Source organism: Flavobacterium sp. K5-23, from assembly GCF_023278045.1.
Classification (GTDB): Bacteria; Bacteroidota; Bacteroidia; order Flavobacteriales; family Flavobacteriaceae; genus Flavobacterium.
On the sequence record NZ_CP056783.1, the window covers coordinates 2,345,109 to 2,364,618 of the forward strand.

Genomic DNA, 19,510 nt, shown 5'->3' on the forward strand with positions numbered 1-19,510 from the left:
TGTTATTATTGATTTACCCATTTAATGATTTTCTCTTCAATTACTCCTTTTACAATTGGTTTAGAAATGTAATCATTCATTCCTGCGTTAAAACATTTTTCCTTGTCCTCTTTTTCTGCTCCTGCAGTGATTGCTATGATTGGGATGTCTTTTCCTGTTTCTAATTTTCTAATTGCAATTGTCGCTTCATATCCATTCATTATGGGCATTTGTATATCCATAAAAATAATGTCAATATTTTGTTTATTAAATTCAGATACGGCAATTTCCCCATTGTAGGCTTCTATTAAATTTGCATCTGGTACGACTCTTTTAATAATTGTTTTTAATAATAACATATTTATTTTATTATCCTCAACAAGCAGTATATTCAGATTTTTATATTTTTGGTTTTCTTCAAATTCTTTTGCGATAAAATTTTCGTCAACTACTTTTATTTCTTGAGTTCCTTTTGTTTTCTTATTGCTTGTTTTTAAATCTAAATCAAAATAAAAGGTACTCCCTTTGTTTACAGTACTTTCTAATTGTAAGTGACTATTCATTAATCCTAAGAGCTGGTTTGAAATAGTAAGACCTAAACCAGTTCCTCCAAAATTCCTTGTAATTGAGGAATCTTCTTGAGAAAAAGCATTAAAGATTTTCTTCTGGTTCTCTTCTAATATTCCTATACCGGTGTCGATTACTGAAAACCGAATTACGGCTCTTTTTTCATCTAATTTTTCTAGAACAGAAACGTTTAATTTAATTGTACCTTTTTCAGTAAACTTAACAGCATTAGATAAAAGATTAATTAATATTTGTTTTAATCGAATCATATCTGTCCAAATGTATTTTGGCACTTCTGTTTCAATATTTATTTCTAGTTTCAAGTTCTTTTGATTTGAAGCATATAATATCAATTCGAAAGACTGATTTATGATTTCTGCAAGATTTTGTTTTTCAATATATAAATCAAGTTTTCCCGCTTCAATTTTAGAAAAATCGAGAATGTCATTAATAATATCGAGTAAGGAATGTGCGGATTGATTTACAGTAGCCATATGCTTTTTTTGTACCTTACCCAGTTCCGTTTTTAACAATAAATCAGTAAAACCAATAATTCCATTTAGAGGAGTCCTAATTTCATGGCTCATATTTGCTAAAAATTCTGATTTGGCTCTATTGGCAGCTTCGGCGTATTCTTTCCCCTTAATAGCTTCTTCTGCTTCTTTTCGCTCTGTTATATCTAGCATAATACCTTCTATAAAAGCAATCTTGCCGTCCTTTAAAATTGCATCTCCAAATTCTTCAACCCATGCAATTTCTCCATTTTTTTTGAAAATTCTATAAATGAAATGAAAAGGTTCTAGGAGAGATAATTTTTTAAAGGACTCTTTTTTTAAACTTTCTATTTCATCAGGATGTATTAAACTAGAATACGAGATTCTTTTCTCTAAGAAGTCAGCTTTTTCATATCCTGTCAATTTTTTTATTTCATCATTAAGGTAAATCTTAGTGAAGTTTTCATCATTCTCAGACAAATAAACTGTTCCGGGAATATTATTTGCTAATAATCTGAATTTCTCTTCACTTTCATATATTGCTGCTTCTGAAGCCATCCGATCTAAAGAAGAAGCTACATTTTTAGCTAATGTTTGTAGTATTATAATTTCATCTTCGGACCAGTTTTTTTCATTAGAAGTATCATCAAATCCTAGAAATCCATGAAATTTATTATTTACAAATACAGGGAAAAGTATTAGAGAAATAACATCAACCTGGATTAGTTTATCTCTTAGGGATTCGTTCTCTATTTGAAATACTTTTGCTTCATATATTTTATTATCTAAAAGAGGAAGTATTAAATCTTCAAAATAAGAATAAGGTAAATTTTGAAGTTTTTCATTGGTTTCCGTTAATTCTGTTTCGTTTGCAATCCATCTATATTTTTGACTAATGGAATCCGAATTTTCATTTTTTTCATAATAATAGGCACGATGTGACTTTGTGGCATTTCCCATGATAATAAGGACATCCGAGAAAATAGCGTCTATATCTTTACTATTTAAAAATTTATCTGTGCATAATGTCATTGCTGCAAGAAGTTCACTTTTATAGGTTGTTTTCTTTTCTATTTCCAGTCTCATATTTGATTCTAATGCGATAGCAATGATATCAGATACTGATCTGCAAAAATTGATATCCTCATTATCCCATTGTTTTTTAGTGTCACTTGACTCAAAACAAATAATTCCTTTTAATTCCCCATCAATAAATACGGGTGTATCAATAAGTGAAATTATATTGTTTTCCGGGAAATAGTCATCGTGAAATTCAATTAAATCCCAATTTGAATACACATCTGATGCCACTATTTGAACTTTATTCTCAACACTTTTAATGTAGTTTGGGTATTGTTTTTTTGTCAATTCTTGCCCTTGTACAAATGTTTGGTCATTTAATTGATAAAGTTGTTGACAAATAATCCCGTCAGGATAATAGTTCCAGTAGCTAGCTCGATTTACCTCAATTGTTTTGGTGGTAATTTCTAAAATGGCCTTTAATTTACAATTTAAACTTTCATTGTTTGAATAATTTTTAGCTGTAAATCCCTTCAAAGCTTCATTGTATTTTAAATTTTTAACATGTCTATTCGTTTTTTCTCTTTCAATGCTTTTATAAAAAGTTACATCTCTTGCAATAACGGAATAACTCCTAATTTTTAAGTTTTCATCTCTATTTATAGATACTTTTTGTGAAATCCATATTTCATCACCATTTTTCTTTAAAAGAGGAATTTCCAATATAGGAAAATGACTTGTGCTTGATGAAGTGTTTTTATAGAACTCTAAGACTATTTCAATATAATCTGCTCTTATATGGTCCGAATAATTTGTATTGTAGAGTTCTTTTAAACTATATCCAGTTATGGCTTCTGAATTTTTATTTATAAAAATATAATTGCCGTATTTATCTATTTCATAAATGAGATCAGTAGCAGTTTCAACTAAATTTTCATACGATTTTTGTGTTTTAATTTCATTTGTTACATCCTGGCCTATACCTATAATTAAATCATCAGTATAACGGTTATCATTCCATTGGATGTATTTATAATCCCCATTTTTACATTTTAGTTTTCTAGTAAACTTTCTTTCAATAATAGTATTGTTATGAAATTCCTCTCCTGTAAAATCGGGATCCTCTGTAAGTTTCCAAAAACCCAAACCCAATACTTCATCACTGGTATAACCTAAAATAGGAGTAATTGTTTCACTGCAAAATTGTATTTCTCCTTTTTTATTTGAAACAACAATTAAAGAATTTCCATTATTTACAATAATATTTGAAAAGTGAATTTTATCACGCGTGTTTAATGAGGTGATGTAACGGATATAGTTGATGATAAAAACAATCAAATAATAATTAAATAATATTATTATTGTTTTTACAGGAATTAGATTAAAAAGGTAAACAGTGCATAAAAAGGCAAATATTAGGATGCATATATACCAGTAATATTTTATTGGTTTAAGGATGGTATAGAAAAAGAAAAAAGAGACCACAAATGCTAACATTGGAATAACATCTGTTGGTAAAAAAATTAAATTCCGACAAATTAAAACAAAATAAAGTATGTAAATAGTAATAAAAACATGTTTTATCTTTTGGAAAACATAAGATGATTTAGTACTAATTAAATAAATAATTAACAATACCGCACCTATAATTAAATGTACGTGTAATAAGCTAGTTGGTCTAACTTTGTTTAACACTAAATTAATTTCTGTAATAGGACTAATGATACCCAAAAACAAGAGATAAGTTTGGTATTCTTTCTTTAAAATAAAATCATTACTATTTTGTTCACCAAATTTATTTATTAATAAATTCTTTATTTTAAAAAAATTATAAATAAATAAAAAAAAGAAAATTATTAAAATGGGTATTAAAAACAAAAATTTATTATTTATAATTTGGTATTCTATTAATGGGGGAAACCTCAACAATATAGCTGTTACTATGTAAGCAAATGAGATTTTGTTTAAGAGTATAGAAAAGTAAACAATGTGAAAAAATGCCATATAGATTGTTTTAATTTTATACAGTAAACTATTTTTATAGAAAAATAAGGAATAATATTAAAATAAACCCCCAACATAAAAACTAATTTAAGTTGGGGGCTATTTATTTACAAATAAAAATAAAATGTAAGTTTATTCCATTATGTTTTCTTCGTTTTCAAATCCTAAAATTTGACTGTAAATGGCATAATACATTGAATAGACAAACGGTATTGTAAAAAATATCCCTATACAACATCCTATAAACCCAACTAACGATCCTATACCTGCAACAAGAACTAAACCTAAAAGAACCAAAGGTTGTTTTGATATTATTATAAAACTCGTTACAATAGCATCCACCGCTTTCAAATCACTAAAAATAATTAACGGTATAGTCATAAAGGTGAAAAAAGATATAATAATAGTTATTATTCCACCTATAAATTGAATTCCGTAATGCTCAAGAAGTAAAGATAATCCTGTAGTACTTAAAGAAATAATTAAGGTTGCCATAAAAAGTTCTTTAAAATAAGGGGCTTTGAAAAACTCAAAAGCCGTTGAAACATGAAATTCCTCATCTTTTTCAGCACAATGGGCCATTTTTATTAATCCTGCTGGAAACGGACTTAACAAACATGTCATTAAGATACTAACGGCGAAATAAACTATTAGGAAATTACCTGAAAAATTTTCAGGTCTCATATTTTCGGGTTTCATAAATTCTGTTAGTGCTGTAATTCCAAAAAAGGATAATGTAAGTGTTGCAATAACCGCAACAAGTAAAATAGAAAACACAAAAATCATTAATCCAGCGTATAAAGCTATTTTTTTATAATTTTCAAATGCTTGATTGAACACATTTGCAAAATCTAATTGATACCCGTTTGCTTTTATTTCCTCAATTCTGTTTGTTAATCTCATGTTTTAATTTTGGTTTTTATAATTAGTTTTTTGGTTTATACTTTAAAATAGACTTCTTCAAATGGAACTCTAAAACGTTCTCCATAAACACCATTTTCGTCACGAATACCGCAACCTATGATCATGTTTATTTCTACAGATGATGGTAAATTTAATATTTTTTTCACTCTTACGGAATCAAATCCTTCCATAGGACAGGTATCGTAATTTATGGCGGCCATACTTATCATAAAATTTTGTGCCGCTAGGCCCGCGCTTTTTTGGGAAACAATGCGCATGTCGCTAAGTCTGGCTTGTCTATATGTGGGCTTAAATAAACCTATGACTTGAAATATATGGTATTTTATCCTTCCTAAAATCCCTAAAAAATCAGAGTAAATGGCAGGTATTATTTTCTGGTAATAATTAAGGGCAAATTTCTCTCTATTCGAATATTCAGATACTGGTTTATCTCCGTATTGTGACTTTAAATACGCAATATTAGATTGAACTCTACTTTTCCATAAATCTTTTCGGGCTACTACCACAAGCATCTGTTTTGCAGTTTTAGCAGCGTTTTGATTTAAACAGGCAACCGAAAGTTGTTCCATAATTTCAGTAGAAGTAACGTGATAGAACTCCCATAATTGCAAATTACTGCTTGTGGCAGCAAGTGTCGCTAGATGGATGCATTCTTTTACTTTTTCTTCATCAATCTCTTCCTTTTTAAAAACTCTTACAGAACGTCTGTAAAGAATTGCTTCGCTTACTGTTCTTTCGTTATTTACAACCATTTTAATAATTTCTTTATAGTGTTTAATTTTCCTTTATAGGGAGCATATCGCATTGGTAAATCAAGCCAATTTGCTTTTTTTACAATTCCCTTTTTATGGGAAAAAGTATCAAAACTAAGACTTCCGTGATAAGCACCAATTCCGCTATGACCTACGCCGCCAAAAGGCAATTTTTTATTGGAAAAATGAATTAAAGTATCATTTATACAACCTCCGCCAAAGGAATATGTTTGAATTGTTTTTTCGGCAAAGGATTTATTTTCAGTAAAAACATATAATGACAAAGGTTTTTCATATTTTGAAATTATTGCATTGATATCAGCTTCTGATTGATAAGTAAGAATAGGCAATAATGGCCCAAATATTTCGTCTTCCATTATCAAGCTGTCAAGATTTGATTCTTCGATAAGAGTAGGAGCAATGTAACAATTAGTTATCTCTGTTTGCCCTCCAAAAATCACTTTATCAGCCTCAATCATTTTTACCAATCGACTGAAATTCTTTTCGTTGATTATGCGAGCAAAATCTGGTGAAACTTCCGGATTTGTACCATAAGCTAATGTGATTTCCTCTTTCAAGTAATCAACAAATTTATTCTTCATGTCTTTTTGAACCAAGATATAATCTGGAGCAATACAGGTTTGACCTGCATTGATAAATTTACCCCAAACGATTCTTTTTGCGGCCAATTTTAAGTTGGCTGTTTCATCAACAATACAAGGGTTTTTTCCTCCTAGTTCTAGGGTAACAGGTGTTAGGTTTTCGGCTGCCGCTTTTGCAACGATTTTCCCAACAGCGACACTACCGGTGAAAAATATATAATCCCATCGTTGTGAAAGCAACTTCTGGGAGGTTTCTACACCACCTAGAATCACTTCCACATGGTTAATATGAAATGTTTTTTCAATTATTTTCGCAATAATTGCAGATGTATTCGGGGTAAGTTCAGAAGGTTTTAACACCACCTGATTTCCTGCTGCAACTGCTGATATAAGGGGACAAAGCGCTAATTGATAAGGGTAATTCCATGGTGCAATAATCAGTACTTTTCCGTAAGGGTCCTTGTAAATATAGTCTTTAGAAGGGAAATTGAGGATAGATGGAAATACCTTTTTAGGTTTTGCCCATTTATGAATGTTCTTGATGGTATCCTTCAATTCAGATATTACATAACTTGTTTCCGTAATAACCGCTTCAAAAGCGGGTTTCTTGAAATCATCATATAAGGCCTGAATAATCTCACTTTCATGTATAGTTAAGTTATTCAACAGCTTTGTTAAAATCTCTTTTCTGTACCCTATATCTGTTTTGTAATTCATAATTCATTTGAATTTAGTAGGAACAATAAAAATTATTTACCTCAATCTTAATCTGTAACCTAAATAAACATCAGCTTGTTTGGTATCACTTGTTAAAGCTGTTACAATAGAGCTTGAACCAAGGTAGAATCCATAAAATCTAAATCCTAAACCACCAGTTGTACCCGAAATCTCGTTTTTAGCCCAAGGAGAGTATACTTCGAAATTTTTAAGTGAGAAACGTGGAGTTAACGAAAATATATTTTGAGTTGTAATTTGGTCATTATCATTGTCATTTCCTATTTTTTGTTGTGTGTATAATGACACATAAAATTTAGAAATAACTTTTATATCAGCATAAGCTGAGAAAACAGTAGGTAACTTCACTTTAATTTCCGATTCAGATTGGGTCTTAGTTAAGTATGGAGTAGCCAATAAAATGTTTTCAGCATCTTGTAAAGACTCTGCATTTTCAAAAGAACTTAGGTCAAGACCTGGATTTAAAACAGTACCATTTGGAATATTTAAATTGTATTTTGTAGATGAGTTATTAGCCTCTTTAAAAGTCATTCCTCCCATATTTTTTACTGAAATTCCAGCGTTCAACTTATAACTGTCTTTGTCTTTTAATTGATAATTCAGTCCAAAATCAGCAGCAACTCCACTAAGTTTTCCGAAAAATGATTTGGTGTAATTTTCAGTGTCAGAAAAACTTCCAGCAAGATTACCCGAGTAAGCAATATTTAATTGTGTGTTTACATTGCTTAAGTAAGCTGTAGGAGTTGTTCCGTTTAGTTTATATTCAAGATTTCCTTCGAATTTATCGATTCCAAAGTTAGCATAAGAACCAGGGAATAATAATTTAATGGTTGCACCACCATTAAATTTATGTTTTTCATTTTCGAATAAATTCCTAGCTACAGTAAAACCAATTTCTCCCCAAGTTGTAGCGTTGATACGCTGGTTATAGTCACTTTTTAATAAAGTGTTTCCTAAAATAGTATTGTCCATACCATTAACGATTGCTTCTCCCAGTTTAGAATCAATATCTACAAAATTCGCTTTAATATATGATTTAGAAGTTACTGCAAATGCCCATTTGTTATGTTTCATTGCAAAACCAGGACCGTAAATTTCAGCATCTATACGAAAATTTATAGGCTCATTTCCTTTAAAAATCAAATCTTCAAAATCACTGTCAGAGTTTATGATATCATTGAATCCAATTTTGTTATTGGAAGCATTAATACTAAAAGAAAAAAGATTTAGATCATATTTAGAACTCATATTAGTAAGTTCAGCTGGATTTAATGAAGCACTAAGTATTCCAACACTATTTGAGTTTTTTATACCTGAAAAATGATCTTGTGCTGACATATTTAGAGCACTTAAGATAAATAAAAGGAATAATGATTTTTTCATAAAATTTAATTTAAAAAGAGTTTTTGTTTGTTTTTTTAATTTTTTTTGGATCAAATTTAAATAGCATTCCAGACTACCTCATTGGGAACAGGAGCTACAATGTTTATTGTTTCTTTACTTACAGGATGGATGAAAGCTAATTTCCTTGCATGCAAATGGATTCCTCCATCAGGATTACTTCTGTCGAAACCGTATTTTAAATCTCCTTTTATTGGTGACCCAATAGCCGAGAGTTGCGCCCTAATTTGATGATGGCGTCCAGTATGTAAATTGATTTCCAAGGCAAAATAGTTATTGAGTTCCTTGATTATTTTATAATCTAGGCTTGCTAGTTTGCTGTCTGGAACTTCATTAATATGCGCTTTTGAAGTGTTGTTTTTCTCGTTTCTTTTAAGATAGTGAACAAGCTTGTCTTCAGTATTTGACGGTTTGTTTTTTACAACTGCCCAATACGTTTTTTGGGTTTCTCTGTTTTTGAATAATTCATTCAATCGCGTTAAAGCCTTACTGGTTCTGGCAAAAACAACTATGCCTGTTGTAGGTCTGTCTAAACGGTGAACCACACCCAGGAAAACTTCACCGGGTTTGTTGTATTTGTCTTTAATGTATTCTTTTACAACTTCACTCAGTGGTTTGTCACCCGTTTTGTCACCTTGCACAATATCTCCTACACGCTTATTCACCACAATGATATGATTGTCTTCGTGTAGGATTTGGAGGTTATTTTTATTTGATACTATTTTCAAAATTGATTATTAGATTGTTGGACTTCTTAGACTTCTTAGATTTTTAGACTAGTCATACCAGTATAAAAATCTATAATAAAGTTGCTCTAAATCTCGAAGTCATTTTGATAATTTCCTCTAAAATATTTGTTAATTCTATTAAATTTTCTTGATTGATAAAACCTAAATCAGATGAAATTAGAATTTGCGTTTCAACTTCATAAGCAGAACCAATGGCAATTTCTAAAAACCTTGCAAAGTCTTTATTTGATTGCCTTGATGATCCCTCTGCAATGTTTGACGGAATTGATATAGATGCTCTTCTTAATTGATTCGTGAGTCCAAATTTTTCTTCGTTAGGAAACGATAAAGTGACTTTATAAATTAGCGCACAAAATAACCGGCTCTTTTTCCAAATTTCCAATTCTTTGAATCGATGCATAAATGTAATGCTTTATTATTAAAACCTAGATTAGTCTAACAATCTAAGAAGTCTAAATTATCTATTATTAATATTGTTCGTTTTCGTTAGGGAAATCAACCGCTCTTACATCAGCAACATATTGCCCTATTGCGGCTGTCATGTCTTCGTATAAATTCATGTATCTTCTTAAAAAACGAGGACTGAATTCATGTGTCATTCCTAACATATCGTGAAGCACTAATACCTGACCGTCCACACCATTACCGGCACCAATACCTATTACAGGAATTGAAATACTTTGAGCAACTTTTGTAGCTAAATGAGCAGGGATTTTTTCTAAAACCAAAGCAAAACAGCCTATCTTTTCTAGCATTTTAGCGTCTTCTATAAGTTGGTCAGCTTCTTCCTCTTCTTTAGCTCTTACGGTATAAGTTCCAAATTTATATATTGATTGTGGAGTAAGACCTAAATGTCCCATAACAGGAATTCCGGCGTTTAATATTTTTTTAATCGAATCTTTAATTTCTTTTCCACCTTCTAATTTTACTGCATGACCACCGCTTTCTTTCATAATTCTAATAGCAGAACGCAACGCTTCTTTAGGATCAGATTGATAGCTACCAAAAGGTAAATCTACTACTACTAACGCTCTTTCAATAGCTCTAACAACCGAAGAGGCATGATAAATCATTTGGTCTAAAGTGATAGGTAAAGTAGTTTCGTGTCCAGCCATAACATTCGATGCTGAATCTCCTACAAGTATAACATCAACACCAGCAGTATCTACGATTTTTGCCATGGTATAATCGTATGCCGTAAGCATAGATATTTTTGTACCATTGGTTTTCATATCGAATAGGGTCTTCGTGGTAATTCTTTTATAATCTTTTTTTGCGACAGACATCTTTTATATTAGGGTTTTGGGTTTATTAATGTAAAAATAATCAAATATTCTTTTTTAAAACCTCATTACAGGCTTTTGTTTTATTATATAGTGTTTAACAATCGGATAAATTCACGGCTATGGCCAATCCACCTTCTGAGGTTTCTTTGTATTTATTGTTCATGTCTTTTGCAGTTTGCCACATCGTATCCACTACTTTGTCCAATGGTACTTTTGCGTTTTTAGGATCAGTTTCTAAGGCTAATTCAGCTGCATTTATAGCTTTTATGGCTCCCATTGTATTTCTTTCGATACAAGGAATTTGCACTAATCCGCCAATAGGGTCACAGGTTAATCCTAGATGATGTTCCATAGCGATTTCGGCTGCCATTAAAACCTGTTCTGGAGTTCCGCCCATTAATTCACATAGAGCCGCTGCTGCCATAGAAGAGGAAACCCCAATTTCGGCCTGACAACCACCCATTGCTGCTGAAATAGTAGAACCTTTCTTGAAAATACTTCCTATTTCTCCTGCAACCAATAAAAATTGTTTAATTTCTTTATCACCGGCATCGTGGTTTTCGATCACTAAATAATACATTAATACGGCAGGAATAACTCCAGCACTTCCATTTGTAGGTGCGGTAACAATTCTTCCTAAAGCTGCATTAACTTCATTTACTGCCAAGGCGAAACAACTAACCCATTTTAGTATTTGACGGAATTTCACTTCGGTCAAACGAATTTGCTCTAACCAGCTTTGTGGGCTGTTGTAATTGGATAACCCAATTAATTTCTGGTGCATATCAAATGCTCTTCGACGTACATTCAAACCTCCAGGAAGTATCCCTTCAGAATGACAACCTATATACATACATTCTAGCATAGTGTTCCAAATGCGCATCAATTCGTGATCGATTACTTCCTCAGAACGCATTGATTTCTCGTTTTCATAAACGATTTCCGAAATCATTTTGTTTTCCTTTTTGCAATATTCCAAAAGCTCTGAAGCTTTATCCATTGGAAAAGGGAAATCACGTTCTATTTCGATTTTCTTTTTGGCATTTTCCCGTTCTTCTTTCACAACAAATCCCCCACCTATAGAGTAGAAAGTGGAAACATATTCTTTTCCATCAGAAAGGTATGCGGTAAATTTCATTCCATTAGAATGAAAAGGAAGGAAGTTTTTATTAAAAACAATATCTTGAAGAAAATAAAAGGGAATTACAAACTCATTAGCTAAGTTTATTTCATTTTTAGTTTCAATGGTTTTGATAATTTGGGGAATGTTTTCAACGGGAATGTATTCAGGATCTTGACCACTAAGACCTAACATTACAGCCAAATCTGTGGCGTGACCTTTACCAGTTAAGGAAAGGGAACCGTATAAATCTACTTTTATTCTTGTAGTTGCAAGTAATACATTATCGTCTTTTAATTCTTCCAGAAAACGTTCGGCAGCACGCCAAGGTCCTAGGGTGTGTGAACTAGATGGCCCGACACCTATTTTAAGCATATCAAAAACAGAGATACATTCTTTCATAAATTGAAAATTTTGAGACAAATATAATTCAATTTAGCAATGAATTCCCACTATAAAGGATAAACGTAAAACAATTATTATGTTTTATAGTTTAATTTTGATTATTCTTTAATGAATGAATTGAAAAACATCTGTTGTGAATTTTGAAACTATTGGTATTTAACTCAATAGGATTAAAACGGATATCCAATGGCCAGATTAAAGATTAAATTTTCGTTTCTCCAAGTACCACTGCCTAAACTTACTTTATCAAGAACCCAGCGTTGTCCATCTGGTAAATTTGGTTTTCGAATAGGAAAAGCAAGATCAGTTCTAATGATCAGGAAGGAGAAATCAAATCGCAATCCGGTGCCTACACCCACAGCGAGTTCGTTTAGAAAGTCTTTTGAGAATTTTGCTCCTGGTTTTTCAGGGTTTTCTTTTAGTAGCCATATATTTCCAGCATCTATAAACAAAGCTCCTTTTACGAGTCCATAAATCTTGGCTCTATATTCAGTATTGAATTCTAATTTAAAATCACCGGATTGATCGGGCAAAAAAGTATTGGCATTAGCCGATCCATCAAAGCTTCCCGGACCTATTGATCGTGCTCTAAATGCTCTAATACTATTGGTACCTCCATTAAAAAACTGTTTAATAAACGGCATTTCATTTGAGTTTCCATAGGCAAATCCTGCTCCCACAATGATTCTACTGGCGAGTTGTGATTCCTCTCCTAGTTTTAAATAATGCCTGAATTCATTCTCTACTTTTATAAATTGACTGAAAGGAACTTTAAATACTTTAACCGTATCGCCTGATTTTAAATTGGCTCCAGTTACTAATCCTGTAATGTTTCCTGCTAAATCAATACTGGCTTTGTAATAAAAAGTGTTCTTTTTCCTTTTCTGCATCGTGTTAGTATAAGTGTAGGAGTAGGTAGGGCCAAATATCAATTGTTTTTCGATTACTTTCCCCAGTGAAGCATTGACGGCAATTTGTTCTTGATACAATGCAGTCACATTTTGAGGGGTGGCAAACGTAATTTCAGTAACATTCAGCAAGTGTTCTTTAAGTTCATTCTCTTTCCATAAATAGCCAAAAGAACCTTTGAATGTTTGTAAGGAATACAATTTTGTTCTGTTTTGAAACTCATATCCTATCGTGGCTTTTGTCTTTGGAACAAATCTACTAGCGAAATCAAATTTAAAAGGAGCAATAATTCTAGGCCAAATTAAACTGGCTTCAGTTCCAAAACGGTATACATTAAATCCATTATTTAGTCCAGAAACTTGCACTTCAAGACCTCCAAAGGCGGAAATGGTAAGTTGCTCAGCTCCTTTAAAAACATTTCGATTTCCCCAGTTTACATTCAATTCTGTTCCTGTATAATTGGCTGAATTGGTTTTGGCCAAAACTTCCACTCGAATTGATTTTTTGGGTAATGGAGTCAAATAATAATAAGCATCCAGATAATTTCCTGTAGTGTCAGCTACTTTAAATTGGTTTTTCACAAACTTGAAAGTACCTAAATTCACTAATCTGTTTAAAGATAAATTGTGATTAGTTCGGTTGTAATAATCCCCTTTTTTAAAATATAGCGTACGGTCAAAAATGGTTGGTTTAAATAATTTTTCAGTATCTATAATCGTGAAATCTTTGTAATGAACAATGGAATCAGGATTACTGGAAGCGTTATCTGTATTAATGGAATAATTAGGATAAACGACCACATTATTGATCTTGTATTGCTCTTTTGACAGTTGTGGAGCATCATTTTTCACCTTCACAATCAAATCCACTTGATGGTCGGCTACAGTACTATCAACTTGAACAAGGAGATAGTCAGGATTGAAATAATAAAACCCTTTTTCTTTCAATCGGCTATCAATGCGATCTCTTTCGGCTTTAATAATTTCGAGACTATATGCTTCTCCTTTTTTTAATAAACTGCGTTTTTGAGTATTGCGTACTTCGGTGGCTACTGCCGATGAGTCTTTAGGAAATTTGACTTCTCGAATAAAATAACGTCTGTTAGGAGTAACAGTATAATTTGCTTTTGCTCTTTTACCCATTCGAGTAGAATCGGCAGTTGATTTTACGTTGAAATAGCCGTTGTTTTCGCTGTAGTTTTGTAAAACACTTTTGTTGTATTCTAGATCAACTTTGCTATATAAAACGGGTGGTTCGCCTAATTTGGTTTTTACCCAATATTGAAATCCTTTTTCTTTTTTTGGTTTTCCGGCCAAATTATAAAAAAACAGTTTGGGTCTCATCCCTAAAAACGAAGAGTTAGGTTTTGGTCGAGCCAAAAGTTCTAATTCTGATTTCAATGTTTTTCGCTCTTTTTTTGAAGGTTCGTTTCCTTCAATTTTAATTTTCGCACCAGTGTACAAGAGTTCCCCTTTAGGTAAAAATTTTGTACCGCTGCATCCAGATAAAAACAGGATAACAAAAAGGGAATAGAGTAGTGGCGCTTTATTTTTCATAATTCTATAATGTACGTTCATTATTTCTTTTTGTTTTTCCCTTTTGGAGATTTACTTTTTTGAAATAATTCTTTAAAATGATTGTAATCTAAAGTAATGATAAAGGCAATTCCTGTTTCTATTACTTGTCCTTGAAGAGCCACTTGGTATTTGTTTAAACGGTAGGCTTTTAATTTATATCGGCCGTCTTTAGAAAGCTGGTACTCTACAGATACATCTCCTGCAATTGTATTTGTATCTTCATTTGTTTGTTGCGGACCTTCAAGTCCAAAACTACTTCCTACAGTTACTTTCAATCGGTCATTGAGTAATTTTTTTGAAACCCCAACATTCAAGTCGGTTTTGTTTTCAAGTTGTCCCGTAGTATAATCTTCTGTTGAATTTAAATCAAAATTAAGTTCCACACCACTCATTAAATTTCCAGCCAGATTGTTCAGTTGTTGCGATAGAATTTTACTGGCACTTTGTCTAGCTAATGAAGTCAATGAACTTCCACCTGCTTCACTGGCAAAAGGATTTTCTCCAATAAAACGATTCAGTAAAAGCAAAGCAAATACTTGTTTGTTCAGTTCATCTGGTTGCTGGCGCAATTGAGTTAATTTAGCTTGAGTTGTATTGATAATTTCGGTAGAAACACTATTGTTTCCATCAGGTAAAATAATATCAAAAGAGATAATTGGTTTCATCAATTCCCCTTTCATCTTCAATTCAGTTTCAAAAGGAATTTTCTGTTTGTAGGTGTTTCTAACCGCTGCCGAAACATTAGCCAATTGATCATCAATAAGGTCAATAGGAGCTGCCTGGTTTTTATAAACTGCAGTAATTTTAATATCTGCGGATGTAGGTTCTCCTGTCCACAGAATATAACTGCCACTTTTAATGTCAAATTTTCGTTTGATAAAATTAAAATTCATTTCGTACGCCCCTTCTCTCAACTCGTATCTTCCTGTTAAGGTTGTTTTACCAGAAGGATCAATTCCACCATTCAACTGTGCTTCTCCTTTTAATTTTAAAAAATCACCATTGGATTTATCAATTACAATTGATAATTCAGCTTCTTTGTCGACTTCAATATTTACGGACGCATTGATTCCTTTTATTTCCGTTTTACTTAATCTTTCATCTACTGCAATAGTTTTAATCATCGAAGGGTTGTCTTGGTCAATAAACTCGACAATTCCTTCACGATCAGCAATTGATGGGTCAGATTGAGGCATAACAATTGTTAGCTTCGTGTCTTTATTGACTTTTATGTTTCCGTCAACAATAGGATTATTGAAATCTCCTTTTATGCGTAAATGATTGTCTAAGTACACTTCGCCATAATACAAATCATTGTCTTTCTCTTTCGAATTTAAAGCTTGAAAATTATCGGCATCCAAGGTTAAATCAAATCCGAAATTATTGAAATTGGAGCTATTGATTTTTCCGTTGATAACTAAATCATTGTCTTTTTCATCTTTAACTGTAAATCGATTAAATACAATAGCGTCATTTGTAAACGAAACGGCATCATTCATAGACTTAAATGTTGCGTTGAGTTGCGTTACTTTGAAGCCTATTGCATTCAATTTCAGATTACCAATCATTTTTGGTTGATCAACAGTTCCTGTTATTTGGATTTTTCCGTTAAAAAAACCAGTGCTTTCTTTTAGGTTACCCAATGTAAATCCTTGAATGCTTTTCAGGTTTAATTTTACAATATCCAGGTTGAAGTTCATAGCTCCATTTCCCGTTTTGTAGGTTCCATCTAAATTTACTTGGTTGTCTTGACCAGTTACCGCAATCTTCGTATTGTAGCTATTAGTAATAATATTATCCACTTGGATATTCACTGTTCCAATAGTATCTTTTTTAAACGCAAAATCATCAATAGTAAGATTAGAAGTGAAAACAGGAGTTTGGTTTATATTCTTTAATAAAACAGATCCATTGGCATTTCCGCTTATTGTTATATCACTTTTCTCCGCTATACTGGTTAGGGTTTCAATTTTGAAATCTTTAAAATTAATAGCCAGTGGCGCATTTGTTTTTTCAGATTCCGACTGAATTTGAATACTACTGCCGTCTTTACTTAGTTCAACATTGTTTGCGTAGATCCCTTTGGGACCAAAACGGATTACATTATCAGAATCTATTTTCCAAGATTCATAATTGAGTAATAGATTGTTTGGATCAAAGTGGATGTTGTTATTTCCATTTTTAGCTTCAAGCGTACCAGAAATCAAATATCTTTCTTTGTCTTTTAAGTCTTTTAATTGCAAAAGATAATCTGCAATATTGTTTTGTATTTTTCCCGTTAAGAAAGTATACGGCAATTGAAATTGAGCGTTTTGTAAATCATCAACCATTAAGTTATAAACTAAAGCATTGTCTTTAGTATCTACTTTTAGTACGGCATTGGTCATTGTGTTTCCGCCATAATTAATTTTAGGAATTGCTGCATTCAAAACAATGGAATCATTAACGGTATTGTATCTTCCAGAAATAGCTATTGGCTCCAGACTCTTTAACTCAGGAATAAATTTCGCTAAAAGCGGACTGTCTGAAACGTTAATCTTGAATTCTAATTGTTGTTTTTCTCCAATTTTATTATTCGAATAAGGATCAGCAGAATAATATTTTGCAACAGAATTATTCAATGCTGCTCCAATTTTAGATAGCTTGTATTTACCATTCACGTTTGCATTCATAAATGGAGATTTGAAATCCAAAGTGTTTTTATCAGCAGTAGAAGTGGCAATTAACGTAATGGAGTCTATGACAAATTGCTGTTTGTCATCGGCAACAGTCAGGTTTGCAATAGTAAATATTCCGTTGAGATAATCAATATCAGTCGATTGAATATCAGCATTTACAACGCCTCTTAATTTTAGTGGGCCAGCGTGCAAGTTTAGCTTTTCCAGGTCGGCAATATCAACATTTAGTTTAATGGTTCCTGCTGGGTATTTATCATTAAAACTACCGCTACTCACTAAATCAAAAGTAAGATTTGGGTCTTTGCTGTTTCCGTTTACCTTGAATAAACCGTTTTGCAAAGCTCCTTGTAAATCAAGATTTTGATAGGTGTATTTATTGTAATTGATATTTTGTACGGTACCATTAATGGTTGCATTAGCCGTTTTTGGATCGAAACCTGTGCCTTTTATATTCGCATTTAAACTTATTTTTCCAATGTCTTTATTTTGTATAAATTTCCCTAAATCAAAATCCTTCAGTTCCGTAACAACATTGTACTTTTCTTTGTTTTTTACTTGTTGGTTGTACGCTGCTTTAATCGTAGCACTTCCAAAACTACTTCCCAAAACAAGATCCGTATAGAAGTCATTTATTGTTCCTTTAAAATTTCCGGTTGCATTAAATGCTTCAGGAAGTTGAATGGTATTGGGAATCGTTCCTTTTGGTATAAACTCGTTTATATCTTTCGAGCTAGTTTTAAATTCATTAATGACCAAGTAAAAATGGGCTTTATTGACATCAGGCAAACCAGTTATTGTTCCACTAGCATTTACTTTTGTCGTTCCTAAACCGCTTATTTCCAGTTTTGGTATATTGATGTTATTTAACTTTCCATAAATTTTACTGTCAACAAGAAGTATTGCATTTGGATTAGTGTCAAACGGTTTTGTATTGGATAATGTTGGAACAAAAATCAAAATGTCCTTAAAACCAACACTGCTTTTTTTCAAGTTTGCTTTTATACTTAAATCCCCTAAGTTATTAGTAATGCTTTCAATGGATTGATACCCAATTTGGATTTCATTTTGCAATTCCGTCTGTGGTGTTTTTAAATATAAATTTTTAAAGAAAGCATTTTTTCTACCATAGAAAAAATCAGTTTTGAAGGATTGTATAGTAAGACCACTTTTCTCTTTCCCTTTGAAAGAATTAATATTTCCTGAAATACTAATAGGTCTATAACGTATGTTTTTAGCTTCGGTACTTAAAGCAGAAAGTTTCAAGTGGTTGTAATCAATTCCATTTTTAAGCGCAACGGAATTATAATTGTCGAAAATAAAACCAACTCTTTTTAAACTTAGTTCTCTTATTTTTACTTCCCAATTATTTGTGCTATTTGAGGCCACTTCATTTTTAGTAACTATTTCTTTTAGTTTTCCTAAAGCTAGATTCCCTTCGGCATCTGATAAAGCTATTTTGTCAATAAGTAAAAATTGATTGTTGATATCTGTTTTGTCAAATTTAACCAATAGCTTTTTTAAGGATAGGGCAGTGGTCAATGCGCTTTTTTCATCTTGGTAATCAAGATCGATTTTAGACAAATCGACTTCACCTAGTCCAATATTAAAATTAGATTTCGGTATGTTTGCCTTTGTATTGGTTTTGTTTACTGTAGCAATTCCTTGCTTCATTTTTAGATTCATTCCTTTAATTTTGATTTTTGGAAAGTCAAAATTCATTTTCTCCAAATCAAAAGTTTTAATTCTTGTTTCTAAGTGTCTTAGTTTTAGTGCCAAGTCATTTTTAGAAAAAGCATCAGCATATTTTATGGTTATGGTATCCAGTTTGATTTCATCCAAAGAAAAAACCATTGGGGTTGAGTCTTTAGGTTGTTTATCGGGAGAAGAAAAAGCGGTGATGATATAGTCAAAATTAAAAACACCTCCAGCATCTCGATTAATATTTGCGGTAATTCCGTTTAAATCAATCGAATTAATAGACACTTTATTATTAATCAATTGCCACATACTAAAATCAACTGCAATTTTTTTACCAGCCAAAAGGGTGTCTTTTTGTTGACTTTCAAAATAAACACCTTCAAGGATTATTTTTTTTGGAAACTTAATTTTTAAATGGTCTATGGTAACCTTGGTTTGTATTTTTTCTTGGATATAGGCTACCACTTTTTGTTTCGCTACGTTTTGAACCGAAGGAATTTGGATAAGGATTAGAACAATTAAAAACAAGGTGATAATTGTTCCTACTAACCATATAAACAGTCTTAAACCCTTTTGTAAGTGTTTTTTCAAATGATGTTTTTTTAGGTTT

11 protein-coding genes are annotated in these 19,510 nt (G+C 31.9%); all 11 read right to left on the bottom strand.

Annotated features, from left to right (window positions below; genetic code table 11):
- Positions 1-5: 5 nt before the first annotated feature.
- Complete coding sequence (locus FLAK523_RS10265) at positions 6-3,398, bottom strand: PAS domain S-box protein (protein ID WP_248903134.1); 3,393 nt, start codon at positions 3,396-3,398, stop codon at positions 6-8.
- 798 nt (positions 3,399-4,196) lie between these two features.
- Positions 4,197-4,967, bottom strand: a complete 771-nt coding sequence (locus FLAK523_RS10270; RefSeq protein ID WP_248903136.1) for a hypothetical protein — start codon at positions 4,965-4,967, stop codon at positions 4,197-4,199.
- Positions 4,968-5,002: 35 nt separating this feature from the next.
- Positions 5,003-5,740, bottom strand: a complete 738-nt coding sequence (locus tag FLAK523_RS10275; RefSeq protein WP_248903138.1) for a nitroreductase family protein — start codon at positions 5,738-5,740, stop codon at positions 5,003-5,005.
- The gene (locus FLAK523_RS10280) at positions 5,731-7,059 is read right to left on the bottom strand and encodes an aldehyde dehydrogenase (RefSeq protein ID WP_248903140.1); all 1,329 of its coding nucleotides are present in this window, start codon (positions 7,057-7,059) and stop codon (positions 5,731-5,733) included. The genes FLAK523_RS10275 and FLAK523_RS10280 overlap by 10 nt, the downstream gene beginning before the upstream one ends.
- A 36-nt stretch (positions 7,060-7,095) precedes the next feature.
- Positions 7,096-8,460, bottom strand: a complete 1,365-nt coding sequence (locus tag FLAK523_RS10285; RefSeq protein WP_248903142.1) for a DUF5723 family protein — start codon at positions 8,458-8,460, stop codon at positions 7,096-7,098.
- A 56-nt stretch (positions 8,461-8,516) separates the two neighbouring features.
- The gene (locus FLAK523_RS10290; protein WP_248903144.1) at positions 8,517-9,206 is read right to left on the bottom strand and encodes an RluA family pseudouridine synthase; all 690 of its coding nucleotides are present in this window, start codon (positions 9,204-9,206) and stop codon (positions 8,517-8,519) included.
- 70 nt (positions 9,207-9,276) lie between these two features.
- Entirely contained in the window at positions 9,277-9,627 is a 351-nt protein-coding gene (locus FLAK523_RS10295; RefSeq protein WP_248903146.1) for a four helix bundle protein, read from the bottom strand.
- Positions 9,628-9,694: 67 nt separating this feature from the next.
- The gene (gene panB / locus FLAK523_RS10300; RefSeq protein ID WP_248903148.1) at positions 9,695-10,513 is read right to left on the bottom strand and encodes a 3-methyl-2-oxobutanoate hydroxymethyltransferase; all 819 of its coding nucleotides are present in this window, start codon (positions 10,511-10,513) and stop codon (positions 9,695-9,697) included.
- 94 nt (positions 10,514-10,607) lie between these two features.
- Complete coding sequence (locus FLAK523_RS10305) at positions 10,608-12,035, bottom strand: L-serine ammonia-lyase (protein ID WP_248903150.1); 1,428 nt, start codon at positions 12,033-12,035, stop codon at positions 10,608-10,610.
- 173 nt (positions 12,036-12,208) lie between these two features.
- Positions 12,209-14,524: a BamA/TamA family outer membrane protein gene (locus FLAK523_RS10310; RefSeq protein WP_248903153.1), complete on the bottom strand. Its 2,316-nt coding sequence runs from the start codon at positions 14,522-14,524 to the stop codon at positions 12,209-12,211.
- A complete protein-coding gene (locus FLAK523_RS10315) occupies positions 14,524-19,491 on the bottom strand; it encodes a translocation/assembly module TamB (protein WP_248903162.1) in 4,968 nt (1,655 codons plus the stop codon). The genes FLAK523_RS10310 and FLAK523_RS10315 overlap by 1 nt, the downstream gene beginning before the upstream one ends.
- Positions 19,492-19,510: the final 19 nt, after the last annotated feature.